The sequence below is a fragment of the Pedobacter cryoconitis genome, from assembly GCF_014207135.1.
GTDB classification, from domain to species: Bacteria; Bacteroidota; Bacteroidia; order Sphingobacteriales; family Sphingobacteriaceae; genus Pedobacter; species Pedobacter cryoconitis_D.
This window is the reverse complement of the sequence record NZ_JACHCC010000005.1, coordinates 265,990-285,651: the sequence shown is the minus strand read 5'-3', so window position 1 is coordinate 285,651 and position 19,662 is coordinate 265,990. Positions and strand designations below refer to the sequence as shown.

The window sequence follows — 19,662 nt, the reverse complement described above, 5'->3', positions numbered from 1 at the left end:
ACCATCATGATAATCGATCAGTTACATTATATATCACAAGCCCCCGCGAAGGGTACCCATCTGACTGCTATAGAAGAGGTATTAAGCTCCGGCGGCAAATGGATACAGCTCAGGGTCAAAGAACAGCCTGAACATGTTGTACTTGAACTGGCCATTGAGGCTAACCATTTATGCTTAAAGTATGGCGCAAAACTGATAGTGAATGACTATCCGGAGATTGTGCTTTCGGCTGGTGCATATGGGGTACATCTTGGTTTAGATGATATGCCGGTTCCTGAAGCAAGGGCGCTTCTGGGAAAAGATAAGTGTATAGGCGGCACCGCGAATACTTTTGCAGATATCTGCAGAAGAGTAGAAGAAGAAGCTGATTATATTGGCCTGGGACCTTTTCGTTTTACGACGACCAAGAAGAACTTAAGCCCGGTTCTGGGACTTGGAGGTTACTTGCAGCTCATGAAGCAAGTCAGTGATGCAGGCATAAAGACACCCATCATCGCTATAGGCGGGATCGGACTGACTGATATTAAACCCATCCTGGAAACCGGGATATATGGTATTGCAGTTTCTGGCCTGCTGACACAGGAGGGGAATTCTACGGAAAATGTTAATCAGCTTTACCGTGAAATAAATCTTAATTCAACACAAAAGACATGTTAAAGATCGCAGATAAAGTATTTAATTCAAGGTTGTTTACCGGGACTGGTAAGTTCAGTTCGGCAGAACTCATGGAAAATGCACTACTGGCTTCTGGTTCAGAATTGGTTACAGTAGCCCTAAAAAGAGTGGATTTAAAGGATGGAGATGATGATATCCTTCGTCATCTGGATTATCCGCAGATGAACCTGCTACCTAATACTTCGGGAGTCAGAAATGCAAAAGAAGCTGTTTTTGCTGCCCAAATGGCAAGAGAAGCACTCGAAACAAACTGGATCAAGCTGGAAATTCATCCTGATCCGAAATATCTGATGCCAGATGCGATAGAAACGCTGAAAGCTACGCAGGAGCTGGCCAAACTGGGTTTCATTGTATTGCCTTATATCCATGCTGATCCTGTTTTATGTAAACACCTGGAAGATGCCGGAACTTCGGCAGTCATGCCCTTAGGTTCACCCATTGGAAGTAATAAGGGATTAAAGACGATAGATTTCCTGGAAATCATCATCAGCCAGAGTAATGTACCAGTGATCGTGGATGCCGGAATAGGTTCTCCTTCTGATGCCGCAAAAGCCATGGAAATAGGGGCCGATGCAGTACTGGTCAATACCGCTATAGCAGTTTCCAGTGACCCTGTTCGCATGGCAGAGGCTTTTAAAATGGCTGTAATTGCCGGTAGAATGGCTTTTGAAGCAAAATTAGGTTCTGTAAATTCATTTGCTGTGTCGAGCAGCCCTTTAACTTCTTTTCTGGATGACTGATAATTTCAATACACTCTTTGAAACCTATAGCTGGACGCAAACCAGCGAGAGTATCTATGCCAAAACTGCTCAGGACGTTGAACGTGCTTTAGGGAGCAGTAAAAGGACGCTGGAAGATTTTAAAGCATTGATCTCTCCGGCTGCGGCACCTTATCTGGAACAGATGGCCCAGCTGAGCAGACAAATTACCCTGAAACGTTTTGGTAAAGTGATACAGCTTTATGTTCCGCTTTATCTTTCCAATGAGTGTAATAATATATGCACTTATTGTGGTTTCAGTTATGATAACAAGGTCAGACGTAAAACCCTGTCGCCTATAGAGATCATGCAGGAAGTAGCTGTCTTGAAAAAGATGGGGTATGATCATGTTTTACTGGTTACCGGCGAGGCGAACCAATCTGTACATACTGCTTATTTTAAAGATGTGCTGAAATTGCTCCGGCCACACTTTGCTCATATTTCAATGGAGGTACAGCCCCTGGACCAGGAGGATTACGAGGAACTGATACCTTTAGGTTTAAATACTGTTTTGGTTTATCAGGAGACCTACCATAGAGAGGATTATAAGAAGCATCACCCGAAAGGAAAGAAATCCAATTTTGAGTACCGGCTCGAAACACCCGACAGACTGGGAAGGGCGGGAGTACATAAAATGGGATTAGGCGTACTGATCGGTTTGGAAGACTGGAGGACAGATTCTTTTTTTACAGCACTGCATCTGAATTACCTTGAGAAAAAGTACTGGAAAAGTAAATATAGTTTATCATTCCCACGCCTGCGGCCGTTTAGCGGGGGGCTGGAGCCAAAAGTGGAGATGTCTGATAAGGAGCTGGTGCAGCTGATTTGTGCTTACCGTCTATTTAATGAGGAAGTAGAGCTGTCTATTTCTACCAGGGAGTCGACTGTGTTCCGTGATCATATTATTAATCTGGGAATTACGTCGATGAGCGCGGGATCTAAGACTAACCCAGGAGGATATGCCGTTGAGCCCGAATCTTTGGAGCAGTTTGAAATTTCTGATGAAAGGAGCACAGCTGAGATCGTGACCATGCTAAAAGGAAGAGGTTATGAAGCGGTGTGGAAAGACTGGGACCAATCGCTGATAAATCCTCATTGAATGAAATAAAATTTCAGGCGGCGCTGGCTTTTTTACTTAAATTCGAAGCCAGTATGCTTAAACCCCTGAATAATTTTATTTTCTACTGTTACTATTCAATAGTACTCTATAACCGGGAGGATAAACGGATTGACAGGGCCTGTTTCGGACTGGCGATGTTTTACGCCATCATTGCAATGACTATTTTTCTTCAGCTTGGAATATGGAGGATACATTTTAGTATAAATCCTATTATGCTGGCCCTCAGCTTTCCAATGATTTTTGCGTTCACTTATCTGAATGGAAAGCATTATTTCCTGAGCAATTTTGAAATTATCGAAACTAAATATGAAAAGTTAATTCCAAAAAGAGGATATGTTTTTTTTGGATTACTATTCTTTATCGGTTCAATCCTTCTTTTTGGAATTGCGGCCGATCGTTATACCAGCATGGATAAATAAATTATACTTTTGTGGTTATATATCAATAAATATGACCAGACTTTGTAAAATTGCCGTTCCTTCTTTATTATTGCTCTCTTTCACTACCACTAAGGCTCAAAAACCTATGGATAATATCTTTCAGTCTGATAGCTATAATTTATCAAAAAGTAAGGTTACACAAGGAACATTTGAAGCGACAGCATTATCTTCAACAGCGCTGCACTCGAATTATCAGAGCCCGGTTAATTTAGAAATCAGTCCGGTCTTATCCTTTAAGTTCAGTATTAATGGTAAGGATAATGAAATGGTTTCGGGAAAGAACCACCAGATTAGTATTATCGCAGCAAATGGAAAATTTGAAACTCCTGTCATCCGGTTCGGGCAACAGTTTACCGGAAAGGACCTGGCTGCGAAAGGAGTTTTCCTGAAGCCGGATACCAAATTTACCATCCGCTTAGATATGCGTGAGGTAATGGCAGCCTTTGCGGACAAAGGTTTTTATGCCACTTTTGATGGTACCAAAATTTATAAAGCAGATTTTAAAGGTGTTTTTGTGGCTGGGAGTATCAGTCCGCTGATCTGGGATTTTGATAACCTGTCGAATCACAAGGAACTGGAATTAAAAGATCCGGATGGGGACGGTATTTATACCGTAACCCTTGAAATGAATAAAGCAAAAGAAAAAAAGACTACAGCTTCTGCCTGGCAGCTGACAAAAAACATCTCTGCTTTTCCGGCTTATAAATCTGATGTCCCGATGATGGATGCACTCTATAATCTCGCTTTAGAAGAGATGGAAAATGCAGTGGAACCAGATAGTACATTCAGAACAGGAAAAGAGTGGGCAGGAGTCTGGACCAGGGATATCAGCTATAGTATTATCTTATCCATGGCTACCCTCCAGCCTAAGGTTGCCCAATATAGCTTGTTGAGAAAAGTAAAAAATGAGCGGGTAATTCAGGATACAGGAACCGGAGGTTCATGGCCAGTATCTTCAGACAGAATGATCTGGGCCGTTGCTGCCTGGGAAGTTTATAAAACTACAGGTGATCAGGCCTGGTTAGCTAAGGCCTACCGGATTATTAAAAATTCGGTAGAAGACGATCTGAAAAACGTTTATGATCCTCAGACCGGTCTGGTCAGAGGTGAATCTTCTTTCCTTGACTGGAGAGATCAGACTTATCCAAAATGGATGCAGTCTGCTGATATCTATTCTTCAGAAAACCTCGGTACCAATGCTGTACATTATCAGACTAACCATGTGCTCTCACAGATGGCTGTACTGATGAAAGACCAGGCAGCGGCGGACAAATATTCAGCTATAGCTTCACAATTGAAAAAAGCTATTAATACCCATCTATGGATACCGGAAAAAGGGTATTACGGGCAATATTTATACGGCAGACAGTTTAAGATATTATCTCCCCGTTCTGAGGCATTAGGTGAGGCGCTGACAGTTTTATTTGACATCGCAGATCAGGAAAGACAAAAAACTGTAGTCGCCAGTACACCTGTGACTAATTTTGGTATCCCTTGTATTTATCCCCAGATCCCAAATATTCCTCCTTATCATAATAATGCTGTATGGCCTTTTGTACAAGCCTACTGGTCGCTTGCTGCTGCCAAAACAGGCAATGCCGAAGCATTGGTTCAAAGTATGAGTGCTATTTATCGCCCTGCGGCATTATTCCTGACCAATAAAGAGAATTTTGTTTCTACTACAGGAGATTTTGCCGGTACACAAGTCAACTCCAGTAATATGTTGTGGAGCCTGGCTGGAAACATCAGTCTGGTCTATAAAGTTTTGTTTGGGATAGATATCCAGGAAAATGGATTAGTATTCAAACCATTCATCCCTGAAGTTCTGAAAGGAGAACGGACATTAAGTAATTTTAAATACCGCAAAGCGATACTGGATATTAAACTGAGTGGATATGGTAATATCATCAAATCTATTACCCTGGACGGTAAAATCCTGCCACAGGCAAAAATTCCTGCAAACGTAACAGGTAGACACGCTGTCGTAATTGTTCTGGCTGATAACAAATTAGAAAAAGGTAAGGTGGATCATGCTAAAGATTATTTCTCTGTTGTCGCACCTTTAGTGATCAGGAATGGGGAGAATTCTTTTAGCTGGGACAAGGTAGACGGGGCGCAAACTTACAGTGTACTTCGTAATGGGGAAGAAACCCTGAGAACTAACGGTCTGAATTACGCGGCTAAGCTAAGCGGAGAATACCAGGTGATTGCAATAGACAAAAATGAAGTGCCTTCTTTTGCCAGTGAACCTGTTCTGATTATCGATACAGCAGCAGTAGAAAAGATCGGAATGGAAAAGATAGCGCCAAAATCAGATCTTCCTTACCAGGGATATACCGGAAATGGTTTTATTGAGATCAGTAAAACGAAGAATGCAGTTATCGCCATTAAAGTAAATATACCTGAAGATGGTACGTATGCCATTGACTTCCGTTATGCCAATGGAAACGGGCCAACCAATACAGAGAATAAATGTGCTATCAGAACCTTCATGGTAGACGGATTATTCGCAGGAACCTTTGTCTTCCCTCAGCGTGGAAAACAAGAGTGGTCTGACTGGGGATTCAGTAATGTCAATCCGGTAAAACTAAAGAAAGGGGAACATACGTTCAACCTTTCTTTTGAAACCTGGAATGAAAATATGAATGGCGAGATCAATCAGGCCATGTTGGATTACATGAGGTTAATCAGAATAAAATAACAATATTACTTTGGCTCATTTAAAGGGCGGCGTAAAAAGAAATACTCGCCCTGATGCCGTGCAAACTCCTGAAAACCGGAAGAAGCCTGGATATCTCCAGGGAAATTTTTAAAGTTTTCAGGGGTTATATATCTCCAGGTTACCCCACCTGATTCCTGCAAAGAGATAATTTCAATAGGAAAGTTTAAGACAAACTCGTCCAGAAATTCTCTTTTACAGGCCGCCCATTGCGCATTACTGCCCAGGTTACGTGGCCAGGTATATAATTTATGTGCTTCCAGCACTTTTCCATTCTCATCGATATAACTGGATTGCTTCAGGATCAGGTCACTGATCTTAACAGCGGCTATATCTCCGTGTAGCTGGTCATTTTCAGTTGTTATTAAAATCGCTTTTGCAGAAAAGAAAGGAACGCTTACACCTTCAGGATGTACTTCAGTTAAATTGTCTGTAAATACATATTTCCCTTTGTTGAATAACAAAATAGCTGCTGCTGGTTGATCTTCTGAACTCATCTTTTTTTTGTAAACTTAATAAAATCAGACCGGATTCCGGGTAATCTGCCTGTTACTCTTTCAGGCTGATCAGTAAAATTCCATGTGGCGGAATCTTTGCCTGGATCTCTTTGAGGCCAGTGCCGATCATTTTTTTCTTCCACAAATCTCTTACCTGATAACGTCCTTTTTTGCCAATCAGTGTAAATGGAAATTTAATTTCCTTTTCCTGATCTGCCGGATTTAAGAGCCCGACAGTAACTCCGCCTCCATACAAATCTTTGCTCCAGATCTCTACCTGATTAGGAAAAGTATATTTGAGGTTTGCAGCTTTGCCCAACGCATCCTGATTAATAGCGATGACTTCATTATTAGTGAGCAGGGAAAGCGTAAAAGGGTCCATGTGCTCGAGGTTTGCTCCGATTAAAAGCGGAGAACTTAACAGGCACCACATACTCATTAAAGTAGTTTGTTCCTGGTTATTCAGGTGATTGCTATTACCAGACCTGCTTTCGGCACCTACTGCACCGATCTGTAAAATATCAGGATCATTCCATCTGCCGGGCTTAACATAGGCACTCTTATCAGCCAGCAGTTTAAAAGCACTATAAATTGATTTCCAGTTATCCCTTACATCACCGCCGGTTCTCCATAATTGTCCATCAGTTTCAAATCCCCATTTCCAGACATCACCCATACCATACTGACATAAAGAAAAAATAATATCTCTCGGTTGGCTTTTGAGCGCTTTTCCCATTAACTCATAAGGTTTCTTTAATTCCGTTATAGAATTGTCTTTGGCGAAAATGCCATAACTGCACCAGTCATATTTAAGGTAATCAAAACCTGTTTTTGCGAAATATTCCGCATCCTGCTGCTCGTGCTGGTAACTCCCTGCTACTCCTCCACAGGTTAAGGGGCCCGGAGAACTATAAATGCCAACCTTAAAACCTAAATTATGAATGTCCTTTACCGTTTGTCCGATATTTTTAAAATACTGGTTCGGAATAATTGTGCCATCCTGATCGCGGGTTAATCCCACGCGGTCTGTTAAATTTCCGGGACCTTCATGATATTCATAAACCTTGTTGTCTGGTTTATCTTTAAAGGCAGACCACACCGGATCCTTCTCGCCAGGCTGGTTGGTCCAGGGATCATCGATTTCAAGAATACTCCATCCATATTGATCCAGCCCATATTGTTTCATCAGTTTTGCAGTTCTCAGAATATCTTCTTCTTTTACCTTTCTCCCGTAACTATACCAGCTGCTCCAGCCCATGGGGGGTGTCAGGGCTAGTTTATCTCCGGCAACGAGCGTTAAATCGCGACTGTCATTACCAGATTTGTTCGCTACGTTTATTTTTATTTTGTACTGGCCGTCTTTCTCCAGTTTTCCAGAGATAATCCCTTTTTCCGCATCAAACGAAACCCCGGCAGGTAAATGCTGTAGTTGTATTTTTAACGGTCTTTTTCCGCTTACCGGAATCTGATAAAAAAAATCCTTTCCCGTCCGGGTGCCGAAAAAAGTTACATTATTTAGCTGTGGTTTATCTACTTGTGCAAGACTTACATTTATCCAGAAGGTGAAAAATAAGAGCAGGTTATACTTCATAAGTGGTCAGGGCTTAAAAAGCTATAAGTTACGGCTTTATTTGATGCACCACATACAAAATATTATTCTGTTTTTTAAAACTTAGTGTCTTACTGACTGTTTTAAAGCTAGCGTTAATCCATTCGTATATGAAGCATACCCCTCAAAAGATAGTCGTAGTTGGCGGCGGTTTCGCCGGCGTTAACCTGGCGAAAAAACTAGCTGATCATGAAGCTTTCGATATAGTCCTTGTAGATAAAAATAACTACAATTTCTTTCCGCCATTACTTTATCAGGTTGCTACCGGGTATCTGGAAACCTCCAATATTACCTACCCGTTCCGTAAGCTTTTCAGAGGAAAGAAGAACTTTATGTTCAGGCTGGGGGAATTGCTCGAAGTTCTGCCTGAACAAAAGAAAGCGATCCTTTCTACCGGTGAAATCAGTTATGATTATCTGGTTTTTGCCACAGGCTGTGAGAGTAATTATTTTGGGATGGAAAATGTCGCAAAATATTCCATTCCGATGAAGACTGTTGCTGATGCGCTTCAGATGCGTAATACTTTACTGGAACGCCTGGAGGAAGCTTCACGTGAACAAGATCCTGTAGAACGGAAAAAGCTGCTGACTGTAGTGGTAGCTGGTGGCGGCCCTACAGGGGTGGAGATTTCAGGGATGTTTGCTGAAATGAAAAAAACTATTCTTTCTAAAGATTATCCTGAGCTTAAAGGTGCTGGCGGTGAAATCTATCTGGTAGATGGTGTAAAAACGTTATTGGCACCTATGAGTGAAAAATCACAGCAATATACCTATGATACCCTGATGAAGATGGGAGTGAAGGTCAGGCTGAATATGATGGTGAAAGATTTTGTGGCAGATACTATTCAATTTGCCGATGGGAGTACTATCGCCTCCAAAAACCTGATCTGGGCAGCCGGCGTTACTGCGATGACCTTTAAAGGGATGCCCGATGAAGCTTATGGAAGAGGAAAACGGTTAAAGGTGGATGAATTCAACCAGGTCCTGGGTTTAACAGATATTTATGCCATAGGCGATACCTGTATTCAGCTGACAGATCCTGCTTTTCCGCAGGGACATCCGCAACTGGCACAGGTCGCCATCCAGCAGGGGGATAATCTGGGGAAAAATATGATCCGGAAGAGTGAAGGGCAGAATTTGAAAGTATTCAGTTATGTAGATAAAGGGACTATGGCTATTATAGGTAGAAATAAGGCCGTTGCCGATCTTCCAAAACCCAAATTGTTCTTCAGTGGGTTTATCGCCTGGGTGATGTGGTTGTTTATACACCTGATCTCTCTGATTAATACAGGAAACAGGGTTAAAACACTTTATAACTGGATGATCGCTTATTTTACCAAAGATCAGTCATTACGTATGATTGTCCGGCCCAGCGTTAAGCAATTGTAATCCGCTAATATTACATTTTTCAAGCAATTTAAACGGCCCGTTCCATAGGTTCATAAGGCATAACTATTACATTTGTTACATGGATGATTTCTTAGCCGCGCGACTCCAAATGGCCTTTTCACTAGGCTTCCACATTGTTTTCTCCTGTATCGGAATGGTTATGCCGTTCTTCATGTGTACTGCTCATTATCTCTGGTTAAAAAGAAAAAAAGCTGTTTATCTCGATGTCACTAAGGCATGGAGTAAAGGTGTTGCAATTTTCTTTGCTACCGGTGCTGTTTCGGGAACAGTTTTGTCTTTTGAACTCGGGCTGCTCTGGCCTAAATTTATGGAACATGCAGGGCCGATTTTCGGGATGCCTTTCTCGCTGGAAGGAACCGCATTTTTTATAGAAGCGATAGCCCTTGGATTTTATCTTTATGGATGGAACCGTTTTCATCCCTGGTTTCATTGGTTTACCGGCGTTATTGTCGGTATCAGCGGATTGCTTTCGGGTATTCTGGTTGTGGCAGCTAATGCCTGGATGAACAGCCCGGCGGGATTTGATTTTATCGGTGGGCAATACCTGAACATAGACCCGATGAAGGCCATGTTTAATGAGGCCTGGTTCTCACAGGCTTTACATATGTGTGTGGCTGCCTTCGTATCCACTGGTTTTGCCGTTGCAGGTGTACATGCCCTGATGATCCTGAAAGGACAGAATGTACAGTTCCACCGTAAGGCTTTTCAGATAGCAGCCATATTCAGTACTGTAGCGGCTTGTCTGCAACCTATAAGTGGGGATATCTCGGCTAAAGATGTAGCTCACCGTCAGCCTGCAAAACTGGCTGCAATGGAAGCTCATTTTCATACCGAAAAGGGGGCCGGTTTAATTATCGGAGGAATTCCTGATACCGCTACCCAAACCGTTAAGTATGCTTTGAAAATCCCTAAAGCCTTAAGTTTTATGGCAACCGGTGATTTTAATGGTGAAGTCAAAGGATTAGACAGTATTCCGAAAGAAGATCATCCGCCTGTAGCTGTAGTGCATTATGCTTTCCAGATTATGGTCGGTTTAGGGATGGCTATGCTGGGGATAGCAGTGGTTTATTTCATCGCCCTGCTGAAGAAAAGGACCTGGTACGAAAGTAAATGGATGCTTAAATTATTCGTGCTTGCAACCCCCATGGGATTTCTTGCGCTCGAAGCAGGCTGGACGGTGACTGAAGTCGGACGTCAGCCCTGGATCATTTACGGGGTCATGCGCACGGCCAGTGCGGTTACGCCTATGCCGGGAATTGCTTACTCTTTTTATCTTTTTACAGCTGTTTACATTTCCCTGGCCATTATTGTAAGTCTGTTGTTATTCCGTCAGATTAAAATGGTTGATAAACTATATGATTCTTCCACTGATAAAAACACCAAATAACCTATGGTATACGTCGTAATAATTTTCCTGTGGACTGCCATTCTGTTATATATCCTGTTGGGAGGAGCTGATTTTGGTGCCGGAATTATAGAATTGTTTACTTCCAGGGCTAACCGTCCCCGGATGAGAAAAAAGATGTATGAGGCAATCGGGCCGGTATGGGAAGCAAACCATATGTGGCTGATTATTGTGATTGTTATTCTTTTTGTCGGTTTTCCTAAAATATATACTACTGTTTCTATTTATCTGCACATCCCTCTGGTTTGCATGCTCATGGGGATTATTGCCCGGGGTACGGCTTTCGTTTTCAGGAACTACGATGCAGTGAAGGACGATATGCAAAAAGTATATACGCCTATATTCGTCATTTCGAGCGTTATTACCCCATTTTTCCTGGGTATTATTGCAGCAAGTGCGGTTTCAGGCCAGATAGATCTGCAAGCTCAGAGCTTTGTTTCTGCCTATATCCTAAGCTGGTTAAGTTGGTTCTCTTTAAGCGTCGGTTTGTTTACCGTGACGATCTGTGCTTACCTGGCCACCATATTTATTATCGGAGAAGCAGAAAATGAATCTGACAGACAGTTGTTTACCAGAAAAGCAAGACGGACCATCTTTATCGTTATGGCTGCGGGCGGATTAGTGTTCCTGGCAGCTCATGCTGAAGGAATTCCTCTCTTACACTGGATCTTTAGTGATGTTCCCGGAATTATAGGAATTATCCTGGCTACCATTTCACTGGTTATCACATTTGTACTCCTGAACAGGAATAAACCAGTTATGTTACGTTTACTGGCGGGTTTTCAGGTAACGATGATCCTTTTTGCCGCCACATACAGTCATTTTCCGGATATAATTTTATTAAAAGGAGGAGATAACCTTTCTTTACTTACCCACCAGGGGCAATTTAAAACCATGGAAACTTTAGGTTATGCCTTGCTGATCGGCAGTATTTTTATACTCCCGGCATTGGTTTACCTGATTTATAGTTTTCAGCAGAAGAAGGGAAGTAAAGGAGTACATTAGTGCATATTTTTTATGGAAGAGACCAATTTTTCAAGACTCAGTCAGCTGACTGCAGGAGATTACGAGGCATTTTTATACGACTGTGATGGTACGCTGGCGGACAATATGCCGGCACATACGGAGACCTATGTTGAGATAGCGAAACAGTATGGTGTAGATATGGATCCGGCAATTATAGATGAACTGGCCGGGTGGCCTATCCTCAATGTAGTAGAAGAACTCAACCGCCGTTATCAGTCGGAGATGGATCCTGAAGAATTTACGGCAAGAAAGGCAGAACTTTACTTTGAACATTATATCGGTAAAGCCCAGCCGATTATTTATGTAACGGAACATCTGAAAGTGAATGCCGGAAGAGTCAGGATAGCTGTAGTTTCTGGCGGGGATCGCCGGGCAGTGCAGCGTACACTCGAGGTTATAGGAGTCAGTAAATATGTAGAAGTCCTGGTCTGTGCCGGAGAAACACCAAAAGGCAAGCCTTTTGCCGATCCTTTTTTAAAAGCAGCAGAGTTATTGGGGGTAAATCCGCAGAAATGTCTTGTTTTTGAAGATGGAAACCCAGGGGTGCAAGCTGCCGAAGCCGCAGGAATGCACTGGGTAAGAATTGATCAGCTTAAATTTGGTTAATTTTAAAGAAACCATTAAACTTAAATCGATTCTGATTGTCATAAATACGGTTTTTATTATGCATAACGCTTATGTATTAGCGAAATCGGGCCGAAATGGCATAGATTGTGCATAAAACCAAATTAACATCTATTTTAATTTATAATGAAGTATTGGTTACGCGCTTTCTGTCTTGTCTATGTTTTTACGCTTTCTGGCTGTGGTTTGCTGATGAAGACCAGAGCGACCAATCACCATGGAATTGAAACAGATGATTTTAATCTCCCGGTAATTAACTATCCAAGTGCAAACCCTAATTCAAAAAGATTACTTATTTTACTCTCGGGCGATGGAGGCTGGCTGGACTTTGAAGATCAGTTATCTACTGGTTTCGCAGAAAAGGGGTTTCATACGATAGGATTTAATTCAAGGAGCTATTTTTGGAGTAGCAGAACACCTCAGCAAACCGCTGATGATATTGCTCAATTGATTTACAAGTATTCTGCCTTATATAAAACCAAACTCATTTATCTGGTTGGTTATTCTTTTGGTGCCGACGTAGTCCCTTTTATTTACAACCGCCTGCCTGAGGCGATGAAAAATAATGTGGTGGCGCTGGAACTGATGTCTCCTTACTCAACCTCAGCATTTAAAGTTCATACTTCCGACTTGCTGAATATTGCAGGTGATGACCGTGAATTTAAAGTACAGCCAGAGATTGAAGCGGTAAAAGTTCCTGTTTTTTGTTTCTATGGCGAAAAAGAAGATCCTAAACCGATGCAGAAACTGGAGAAAAAGAATTTTACCCTGAAGATTGTGCCTGGAGATCATCATTATGATGTTTCCTCGCATCAGGAAATCTTTAAAGCGTTGCGCGGGTTAAGAAGGAATCAATTTTTAAAACAATACGGTTTATGGATGCTATAGTAATTACGGCGAAAGGTGGCCCTGAAGTTCTTCAATTAGAAAATGTGGCAACGCCGGTACCTCAGGGGAACGAAGTGCTTATCAAAATAAGTGCTGCCGGATTGAACCGGAGCGATGTAATTTCGAGAAGCAGTAATCTGTATGGAAAAACAACTGAAAAAGAGATTCCCGGACTGGAGATATCGGGTTTAGTTGAAGCTGTCGGTCCTGATGTTAAACGCTGGAAAACCGGTGATGCTGTCTGTGCGTTAATTGCAGGAGGCGGATATGCCGGGTACAAGGCAGTGGATGAACGTTTATGTCTTCCTGTTCCCGAAGGTTTTTCTTTTGAAGAGGCAGCAGCTTTACCGGAGACTATCTTTACAATCTGGTACAATGTATTTAAAACGGCTGGTTTTAAAGCTGGTGAGAATTTTCTGATTCACGGTGGAACCAGTGGAATAGGCGTAATGGCTATACAAATGATTGTCGCAATGGGTGGTAAGGCCTATGCAACAGCTGGTAGCGATGAAAAATGCAGGTTTTGTGAAAAGCTTGGTGCTACATTGGCGATTAATTATAAAACCGAAGATTTTGTAGCTGTGCTAAAATCTATTGGGATAGATGTGATTTTAGATATGACCGGGGGAGAGAATACCCTTAAAAATATTGATATCCTGAATCAGGATGGACGTATCTCTTTCATTAATGCGATGAACGGATCAAAATCAGAAATTGATATTTTGCAGCTGATGACTAAAAGGGTAGTGATTACGGGGAGTATGCTGAAGCCCAGAACCGATGATTTTAAAGCTATCCTGGCACAGGAAATTGAACAGACGATCTGGCCGCTGATTGCAAAAGGAGAGATCAAACCAATTATCTACAAAGTATTCCCCTTGGCGCAGGCTGCAGATGCACAACGTTTGATGGAAAGCAGTACACATATTGGCAAAATCATCCTGAAAGTAGGGTAGCCCCAATCAGATTTTTCTTTGAAAAGTAATATTATGAGCTGTTGTTATCAAAACGGTTGATTAACTGATACATTTGCGCCCGGATTATAAATACAAATCTTAATGAATCAGCACATCACCAAAATACAGCAGGTAATTGAACCCCTCCGACAGGAAATTATTAATCACAAGGTATATTCAGTAATTAATAGTCTGGATGACCTGAAGGTATTCATGCAATATCATGTTTATGCTGTATGGGATTTTATGTCATTGTTGAAATCCTTACAAATTGGACTAACCTGTACCACTACACCCTGGTTTCCTGTTGGGAATGCCAATACCAGGTACCTGATCAACGAAATTGTTGCCGGTGAAGAATCTGATGTAGATGGTTCGGGTGTTCGCAAGAGCCATTATGAAATGTATCTGGAAGCTATGGCACAGTGTGGTGCAGATACGACAGTAATCGATAAATTTATTAGCACTTTAAAAGAAACAAAATCTCTGACCGAAGCTTCCGCGGTAGCAGGGGTTCCGGCTGAAGCACGTGAATTTATGGATTTCACTTTTGAAGTAATCAATGGCCAGCAATCTCATTTGCAGTCAGCAGCCTTTACTTTTGGAAGAGAAGACCTGATCCCGAATATGTTTATCTCTATCGTAGGAGATCTGAACAAAAAATTCCCGGATCAGTTGTCATTAATCAAATACTACCTGGAACGTCATATCGAAGTAGACGGAGACCATCACAGTCATTTAGCACTGGATATGACTGCAGAACTTTGCGGAGACAATGAAGCTTACTGGAAAGCCGCAGAAGAGGTAACTATAGCCTCGCTGAAACAGAGAATAAATCTCTGGAATGGTGTATACAATGAACTAACCGGATCTAAATAGTTTTATCATAAAGTTAATCATATAAAAGGGTGTATATCATATATGATATACACCCTTTTATATGATTAACTTGAGGGCTCATTTTTTGAAATTATATTAAACCTTGAAAATGAATTTTCTGAGTAGTGGTAAAATGAACAATAGACTGGTATTGATTATATAGATCATCCATACTTTTCTCGTAGTTGTTTTTTCTATTTCGTAACCACTTGTACCTATGTCATCCTGATCTACATTAAAGACTCTAAACAATAACAAATACATGAAAAATGAAAATGTGCCGAAAATAATAAAGCTGCTTATTTTTCCATAATATATTACTACACGGGTTCGAGAAATAATCTCATAAGTAGTTATAATGTTTAAAAAGAACGCAAACAAAAATAGAGAAGAGGTTAAACAACCAAATATTTTTGGATCATTTGATTGTTTAATCCTTTTATTATACATCACTTTATATAGTGTTGTAACCAGATTCTTAAACATATTTAGTGAGCTTGTTTATATTCATATAATTTTATAAATATTGTGTTAGTAGCAAATATTGCTATTGTGGTAAGTGTCTTTATTATTGACGTCAAGTTATAATGATTTAACCGATAATATTAAAACATGGGATCAAAAATACGTTTTTAGGGGCCCATTTAGTAGGAAAGTTCAATTTCTGAAGTTTTATGCTGAAAACCAGTTCGTTTCTAGTGGAGAACAGGTGTTTACGATTGTTCCTAAGCAAGACAAGGTTCTTGTCCTTCCTTTATTTTACCAGCTCAGGGGGCTGGTAAAATAAAGGAAGGACAAGAAGTTATTGTAAAGTTATAGAACCATCCCTAGATGGAGTATGGTTCTATAATGTGTTTGATAATCTTAAATACATCATGAAGAAATAAATGAGTGTCCGAAAAATAATAGACACTTATTTATCAAGCGGTCTCCTTACCTAAAATGGTCGAAGTCTCGTTCAGAAAATCTTCGATTTTATTGGTTTGGGTAAACGCCTTCAGTGGAACCAGCGTTATCTTATCCGAATTGCCAACACTCATTTGTAAACTGACGACTGTGCCAGTATGTGCAAAATTTGTTGTATTACGAACAATACTGAAGCCTGCAAAATGGTGAAAGGCATAATCTTTTTTGCGCAGGCCACCAGCTGTGGTTACTGTGATCATCTTAGTATTGGTATCAAGATCAACTTTTTTTAAGACGACACTGAGTAAATACAAACCCAGACCGATCAAAAATAAAGGCACAAATAAACCCGCATTTGCGCCTTGTGATACCCAGTAAAATACGCCCCCTGCAATGACCAGGCCGGCTAAAACTACGCCCCCGATCTTTTGCTGACTGATGGTATAAATACCATTGTCTATCTTATAGTTCTCAAAAGAAGTTACAACTGGTCTGCTGAATTGTGATTCCGGAATAGCTGAAACAAGCGTGTCAGCAGCTGGTGCGGTTATCCCCAGCCATTGTTCTACCGGTTCGATAACCTCATGGATAAAAGCTGTTGCATTTTCGTCGCTTTCTTTACCGTATTGTTTAGTCAGGCTGATTCCTTTACCATGTCTGTTACTTTTCAGAAAAACTTTAAACTCGAATGCGCCACCGTTAATATAAACAGGCTCAATAGCAGCTATGTTACTAAACGGAATATTCTTCAGGGGAATGATACCAAATAATTTAACCGTCATCAACTGCGTAATCCGATTAAAGATGATCGTATTCCTGGTCAGTGCAAAATAAATTGCCGGAACAGAGCCGAAAACAATGATGTAACTGATCAGCGTTCTTGTACTTCCCATTAATTCATTTTTGGTGAAATATCCCAATGCCAAAAATGCGGCAAATGCGATTAGTCCATACAGGGTATAATGTGATTTCGGCAGGATCGTAATCTGGTCTGATGTTGTGGTCCATTTAGTTTTAGTCATAGAGGTAGGTTCTTTTAAATTTTAGATCTGTTAATTTTACATAGCCAAAAAGCTGTTTTCCATTAGACATAAAGGTGGCGAAGCCCCAGTTGCCTTCAAAAATTTCTTCAATATTCAAGATCTCGGGTGGATAGGCAAAAGCTCTTTTCCTTGATTTTTCGTCTGGTTTGCTATAGAAATAACAGATGTCAGCAGCAACTATATATTCACCAGTTATGTTGTCCGCTATTTTAGCATAACCACCAGAAAAATTATCAGGGAGCTGATAGTTTGTACAATCCTGGAAATCGACCAGCAAAGAATCTTCTTTAAAAGTCAGAGACACTTTACACAACTGTGAGCCCTTTTCCTTTTTAAGGATACATTTGTTATCAACCAGAATTCCTTTTCCTGTAAAATCACCATAAGTACCAGCTTTGTTATTCCAGTTAGCGATAATATTTACGTCTAGCTCATCATCGGTTCTCCGGATTGAAATATTGCCCGTTGTGCCAGCTGCCTTATTAATTAGTTTATAGGTAGCAGATTGAGCGAGTATATTTTCTGAGCAGAGTAGAAAGAGTAAGAGAACGCAATATTTCATTAATTATTAATAATATGTATTCTATAATGATGAATTAAATTCTATTTTGATAATATATAACACTATTCGATAGGGATTGTTTTTATGAATAATTTTTATTTTTAAATTCGCTTAAACAGTAAAATATAAATGGGTATAACAATTAGAGAAATTCAGCCGGAGGATAACGCTGCAATGGCAGTAATTATTAAAACAAGTTTAGAAGAATTTGGTCTTAATATCCCGGGTACAGCTTATTTTGATGACAGTACCAACCATCTGTATGAATCATTCCGTGTTGCGGGAAGCAAATATTTTGTAGCCACTGAGGGTGGTCAGATTTTGGGTGGGGCCGGGGTCTATCCTTCAGAAGGATTACCGGCAGATACAGTGGAGCTGGTGAAAATGTATCTGGTACCCGAACATCGGGGTAAAGGGCTGGGGAAGATGCTCATGCAAAAATGTATGGCTTTGGCCGGGGAGCTGGGATATAAAAATATATATCTGGAATCTATGCCGGAATTAGCTGCGGCTGTTTCTGCCTATAAGAAACTTGGTTTTGAACTGCTGGACAAACCAGTGGGGAATACAGGGCATTATTCCTGTACAATCTGGATGCTACATAAGATCGGAGTATAGGGCTGTTAAAAAACAAAAGGCACTGAGCAGTTTTTCTACTTAGTGCCTTTTAGCATCTTATTCAGATAATAGTCTGATTTCATGATCACCAATTGTAATCAAACGTTCTTTATAAAGTGCTCCGGTTGTTTTCTTGAATGCTTTTTTGCTGACTTTCAACTGCTCATAAATAGCTTCTGGTGTACTTTTATCACCCAGGTGGATAACACCCTGGTTTTCTTCCAGCATTTTGATCAGCACTTCTTTCATATCCAGGATATGACCGTAACCCATCGGTTGTAAGCTCAGGTCTATTTTACCTTCTACCCTTACTTTTTTGATCCATCCTTTTCTGATCTCACCAGGGTTCAGCTGATCAAATAATTCATTCTGATATAATAAACCAATATACTTGTTATCAATAATTGCATTATATCCCAGGTCACTGCGGTCAGCAATCAGCAGACTCACTTCATCACCCTCTTCAAAATTAATTTCTTCTTCTTCCACATAGTTAGTTAATCTGGAAGAAGCAACCATACGGTCATTACTATCATCAAGGAAAACGTAAACTACGTGTTTATCACCCTTAAACATCGGGCGTTTTTGCTCCTTTTCAGGTACATACACGTCTTTGTCAATGCCAATATCCATGAAAACCCCATTCTCCCCATCTTCAACAACGGTCAGGTAGGCAAAATCGCCTACACAAGCCAGAGGTTTCTGCGTAGTTGCATGTAGTTTTCCATCCTTATGCATGTAAACAAAAACGTTGATATTATCTCCAAGTTCTGCACCAGCAGGGACGTGATTGTAAGGAAGTAGCGCTTCCTTATCGCCATCAGACAGTATCAGTCCTGCTTCTGTCTTGTTTATAATTCTCAACTCGTTGTATTGTCCTATCTGTATCATTGGTATTTCTTAATATTCAATCTGCAAAGGTAGCAATATCGCTAAGATTATGAGAACATCTTTCGCGTCCGGTTGTTATTCTGTCAGAATGGATAAATTAATCAAAAGCCCTGTTAAGACTGCCTTTCCGCCCATTATAGATCGGCAATGTAAAATCCTGTTATTAGGTACTATGCCGGGTGACCGCTCTTTAAGTCTGCAACAATACTATGGACATGCCGGAAACCATTTCTGGAAATTAATATATGCTCTTTTTGAACTGCCTGTCGATCCTGATTATGAAGCCCGGAAGAGATTTCTGCTATCCCATGGGATTGCTTTGTGGGATGTCCTGGAGTCTTGTACCTGTGAAGGAAGTCTGGATAGTAATATCAAAAATGAGGTGGTGAATGATTTTCCGGCTTTTTATAAACAATATCCGTCTATTACAGAAGTATTCTTTGACAGCAGAAGGGCGGAACAGTTTTATCTCCGGTATATTAAAAAAAGTGAAGCTAAGAATTATCATTTATTACCCTCTCCAAGCCGGGCCAATGCCGCCAGAACTTTTGAACAGAAACTGGAACAATGGAAACAATTATTGGCTTATGTCAAATTATAAAGAAGACAGAATCAATGTAATCTGATGCTTATATTT

General features: G+C 40.7%; 19 protein-coding genes. 14 read left to right on the top strand and 5 right to left on the bottom strand.

Translation table 11 applies throughout. The annotated features are described in order from the left end of the window. The first annotated feature begins 6 nt into the window (after positions 1–6). From HDF25_RS10970 to HDF25_RS10950, 5 genes are read left to right on the top strand one after another with little or no spacing between them, the layout of a single operon-like run. Positions 7–657: a thiamine phosphate synthase gene (locus tag HDF25_RS10970; protein ID WP_184624804.1), complete on the top strand. Its 651-nt coding sequence runs from the start codon at positions 7–9 to the stop codon at positions 655–657. Continuing rightward, positions 651–1,415 carry a thiazole synthase gene (locus HDF25_RS10965; protein ID WP_184624803.1) on the top strand — a complete coding sequence of 255 codons (765 nt, stop codon included), beginning with the start codon at positions 651–653 and terminating at the stop codon, positions 1,413–1,415. The genes HDF25_RS10970 and HDF25_RS10965 overlap by 7 nt, the downstream gene beginning before the upstream one ends. After that, positions 1,408–2,532: a 2-iminoacetate synthase ThiH gene (thiH, locus tag HDF25_RS10960; RefSeq protein ID WP_184624802.1), complete on the top strand. Its 1,125-nt coding sequence runs from the start codon at positions 1,408–1,410 to the stop codon at positions 2,530–2,532. The genes HDF25_RS10965 and thiH overlap by 8 nt, the downstream gene beginning before the upstream one ends. Then, positions 2,529–2,972, top strand: a complete 444-nt coding sequence (locus tag HDF25_RS10955) for a hypothetical protein (RefSeq protein WP_184624801.1) — start codon at positions 2,529–2,531, stop codon at positions 2,970–2,972. The genes thiH and HDF25_RS10955 overlap by 4 nt, the downstream gene beginning before the upstream one ends. A 31-nt stretch (positions 2,973–3,003) precedes the next feature. Beyond that, on the top strand, positions 3,004–5,694 hold the full coding sequence (locus tag HDF25_RS10950) for an MGH1-like glycoside hydrolase domain-containing protein (RefSeq protein WP_184624800.1): 2,691 nt from the start codon (positions 3,004–3,006) through the stop codon (positions 5,692–5,694). 5 nt (positions 5,695–5,699) lie between these two features. Here HDF25_RS10950 and HDF25_RS10945 read toward each other — a convergent pair whose 3' ends face one another. Together HDF25_RS10945 and HDF25_RS10940 are read right to left on the bottom strand one after the other, a co-directional pair. After that, positions 5,700–6,209, bottom strand: coding sequence for a hypothetical protein (locus HDF25_RS10945; protein ID WP_184624799.1), 510 nt, complete (start codon positions 6,207–6,209; stop codon positions 5,700–5,702). Positions 6,210–6,261: 52 nt separating this feature from the next. After that, the gene (locus HDF25_RS10940; RefSeq protein WP_184624798.1) at positions 6,262–7,800 is read right to left on the bottom strand and encodes a putative Ig domain-containing protein; all 1,539 of its coding nucleotides are present in this window, start codon (positions 7,798–7,800) and stop codon (positions 6,262–6,264) included. 128 nt (positions 7,801–7,928) lie between these two features. Between HDF25_RS10940 and HDF25_RS10935 the strand changes: the two genes are divergently transcribed. From HDF25_RS10935 to HDF25_RS10905, 7 genes are all read left to right on the top strand, one after another. Next, on the top strand, positions 7,929–9,206 hold the full coding sequence (locus HDF25_RS10935; RefSeq protein ID WP_184624797.1) for an NAD(P)/FAD-dependent oxidoreductase: 1,278 nt from the start codon (positions 7,929–7,931) through the stop codon (positions 9,204–9,206). A gap of 79 nt (positions 9,207–9,285) precedes the next feature. Beyond that, positions 9,286–10,614, top strand: a complete 1,329-nt coding sequence (locus HDF25_RS10930; protein WP_184624796.1) for a cytochrome ubiquinol oxidase subunit I — start codon at positions 9,286–9,288, stop codon at positions 10,612–10,614. A gap of 3 nt (positions 10,615–10,617) precedes the next feature. Further along, on the top strand, positions 10,618–11,637 hold the full coding sequence (locus HDF25_RS10925; RefSeq protein ID WP_184624795.1) for a cytochrome d ubiquinol oxidase subunit II: 1,020 nt from the start codon (positions 10,618–10,620) through the stop codon (positions 11,635–11,637). Positions 11,638–11,649: 12 nt separating this feature from the next. Continuing rightward, positions 11,650–12,264, top strand: coding sequence for an HAD family hydrolase (locus HDF25_RS10920; protein ID WP_184624794.1), 615 nt, complete (start codon positions 11,650–11,652; stop codon positions 12,262–12,264). Between the two features lie 144 nt (positions 12,265–12,408). Continuing rightward, the gene (locus tag HDF25_RS10915; RefSeq protein WP_184624793.1) at positions 12,409–13,170 is read left to right on the top strand and encodes an alpha/beta fold hydrolase; all 762 of its coding nucleotides are present in this window, start codon (positions 12,409–12,411) and stop codon (positions 13,168–13,170) included. Next, complete coding sequence (locus HDF25_RS10910; protein ID WP_184624792.1) at positions 13,158–14,126, top strand: NAD(P)H-quinone oxidoreductase; 969 nt, start codon at positions 13,158–13,160, stop codon at positions 14,124–14,126. Before HDF25_RS10915 ends, HDF25_RS10910 begins: the two co-directional genes overlap by 13 nt. 102 nt (positions 14,127–14,228) lie before the next feature. Continuing rightward, positions 14,229–15,005: a DUF3050 domain-containing protein gene (locus tag HDF25_RS10905; protein WP_184624791.1), complete on the top strand. Its 777-nt coding sequence runs from the start codon at positions 14,229–14,231 to the stop codon at positions 15,003–15,005. A gap of 920 nt (positions 15,006–15,925) precedes the next feature. Here HDF25_RS10905 and HDF25_RS10900 read toward each other — a convergent pair. After that, positions 15,926–16,933, bottom strand: a complete 1,008-nt coding sequence (locus HDF25_RS10900; protein ID WP_184624790.1) for a hypothetical protein — start codon at positions 16,931–16,933, stop codon at positions 15,926–15,928. Continuing rightward, positions 16,926–17,516, bottom strand: a complete 591-nt coding sequence (locus HDF25_RS10895; protein ID WP_184624789.1) for a hypothetical protein — start codon at positions 17,514–17,516, stop codon at positions 16,926–16,928. Before HDF25_RS10895 ends, HDF25_RS10900 begins: the two co-directional genes overlap by 8 nt. 129 nt (positions 17,517–17,645) lie before the next feature. Between HDF25_RS10895 and HDF25_RS10890 the strand changes: the two genes are divergently transcribed. Next, the gene (locus tag HDF25_RS10890; RefSeq protein ID WP_184624788.1) at positions 17,646–18,134 is read left to right on the top strand and encodes a GNAT family N-acetyltransferase; all 489 of its coding nucleotides are present in this window, start codon (positions 17,646–17,648) and stop codon (positions 18,132–18,134) included. Between the two features lie 57 nt (positions 18,135–18,191). On the opposite strand, the gene HDF25_RS10885 is transcribed toward HDF25_RS10890, so the two are convergent. Further along, entirely contained in the window at positions 18,192–19,025 is an 834-nt protein-coding gene (locus tag HDF25_RS10885) for a S1 RNA-binding domain-containing protein (RefSeq protein WP_184624787.1), read from the bottom strand. Positions 19,026–19,113: 88 nt separating this feature from the next. Between HDF25_RS10885 and HDF25_RS10880 the strand changes: the two genes are divergently transcribed. Further along, a complete protein-coding gene (locus tag HDF25_RS10880; protein WP_184624786.1) occupies positions 19,114–19,626 on the top strand; it encodes a DNA-deoxyinosine glycosylase in 513 nt (170 codons plus the stop codon). Positions 19,627–19,662: the final 36 nt, after the last annotated feature.

Bases quoted from the DNA above. Each gene is read 5' to 3' on its own strand.
- HDF25_RS10970 (WP_184624804.1), top strand. From the start codon at position 7: ATGATAATCGATCAGTTACATTATATATCACAAGCCCCCGCGAAGGGT.
- HDF25_RS10965 (WP_184624803.1), top strand. From the start codon at position 651: ATGTTAAAGATCGCAGATAAAGTATTTAATTCAAGGTTGTTTACCGGG.
- thiH (WP_184624802.1), top strand. From the start codon at position 1,408: ATGACTGATAATTTCAATACACTCTTTGAAACCTATAGCTGGACGCAA.
- HDF25_RS10950 (WP_184624800.1), top strand. From the start codon at position 3,004: ATGACCAGACTTTGTAAAATTGCCGTTCCTTCTTTATTATTGCTCTCT.
- HDF25_RS10945 (WP_184624799.1), bottom strand. From the start codon at position 6,209: ATGAGTTCAGAAGATCAACCAGCAGCAGCTATTTTGTTATTCAACAAA.
- HDF25_RS10940 (WP_184624798.1), bottom strand. From the start codon at position 7,800: ATGAAGTATAACCTGCTCTTATTTTTCACCTTCTGGATAAATGTAAGT.
- HDF25_RS10935 (WP_184624797.1), top strand. From the start codon at position 7,929: ATGAAGCATACCCCTCAAAAGATAGTCGTAGTTGGCGGCGGTTTCGCC.
- HDF25_RS10930 (WP_184624796.1), top strand. From the start codon at position 9,286: ATGGATGATTTCTTAGCCGCGCGACTCCAAATGGCCTTTTCACTAGGC.
- HDF25_RS10925 (WP_184624795.1), top strand. From the start codon at position 10,618: ATGGTATACGTCGTAATAATTTTCCTGTGGACTGCCATTCTGTTATAT.
- HDF25_RS10920 (WP_184624794.1), top strand. From the start codon at position 11,650: ATGGAAGAGACCAATTTTTCAAGACTCAGTCAGCTGACTGCAGGAGAT.
- HDF25_RS10915 (WP_184624793.1), top strand. From the start codon at position 12,409: ATGAAGTATTGGTTACGCGCTTTCTGTCTTGTCTATGTTTTTACGCTT.
- HDF25_RS10910 (WP_184624792.1), top strand. From the start codon at position 13,158: ATGGATGCTATAGTAATTACGGCGAAAGGTGGCCCTGAAGTTCTTCAA.
- HDF25_RS10905 (WP_184624791.1), top strand. From the start codon at position 14,229: ATGAATCAGCACATCACCAAAATACAGCAGGTAATTGAACCCCTCCGA.
- HDF25_RS10900 (WP_184624790.1), bottom strand. From the start codon at position 16,933: ATGACTAAAACTAAATGGACCACAACATCAGACCAGATTACGATCCTG.
- HDF25_RS10895 (WP_184624789.1), bottom strand. From the start codon at position 17,516: ATGAAATATTGCGTTCTCTTACTCTTTCTACTCTGCTCAGAAAATATA.
- HDF25_RS10890 (WP_184624788.1), top strand. From the start codon at position 17,646: ATGGGTATAACAATTAGAGAAATTCAGCCGGAGGATAACGCTGCAATG.
- HDF25_RS10885 (WP_184624787.1), bottom strand. From the start codon at position 19,025: ATGATACAGATAGGACAATACAACGAGTTGAGAATTATAAACAAGACA.
- HDF25_RS10880 (WP_184624786.1), top strand. From the start codon at position 19,114: ATGGATAAATTAATCAAAAGCCCTGTTAAGACTGCCTTTCCGCCCATT.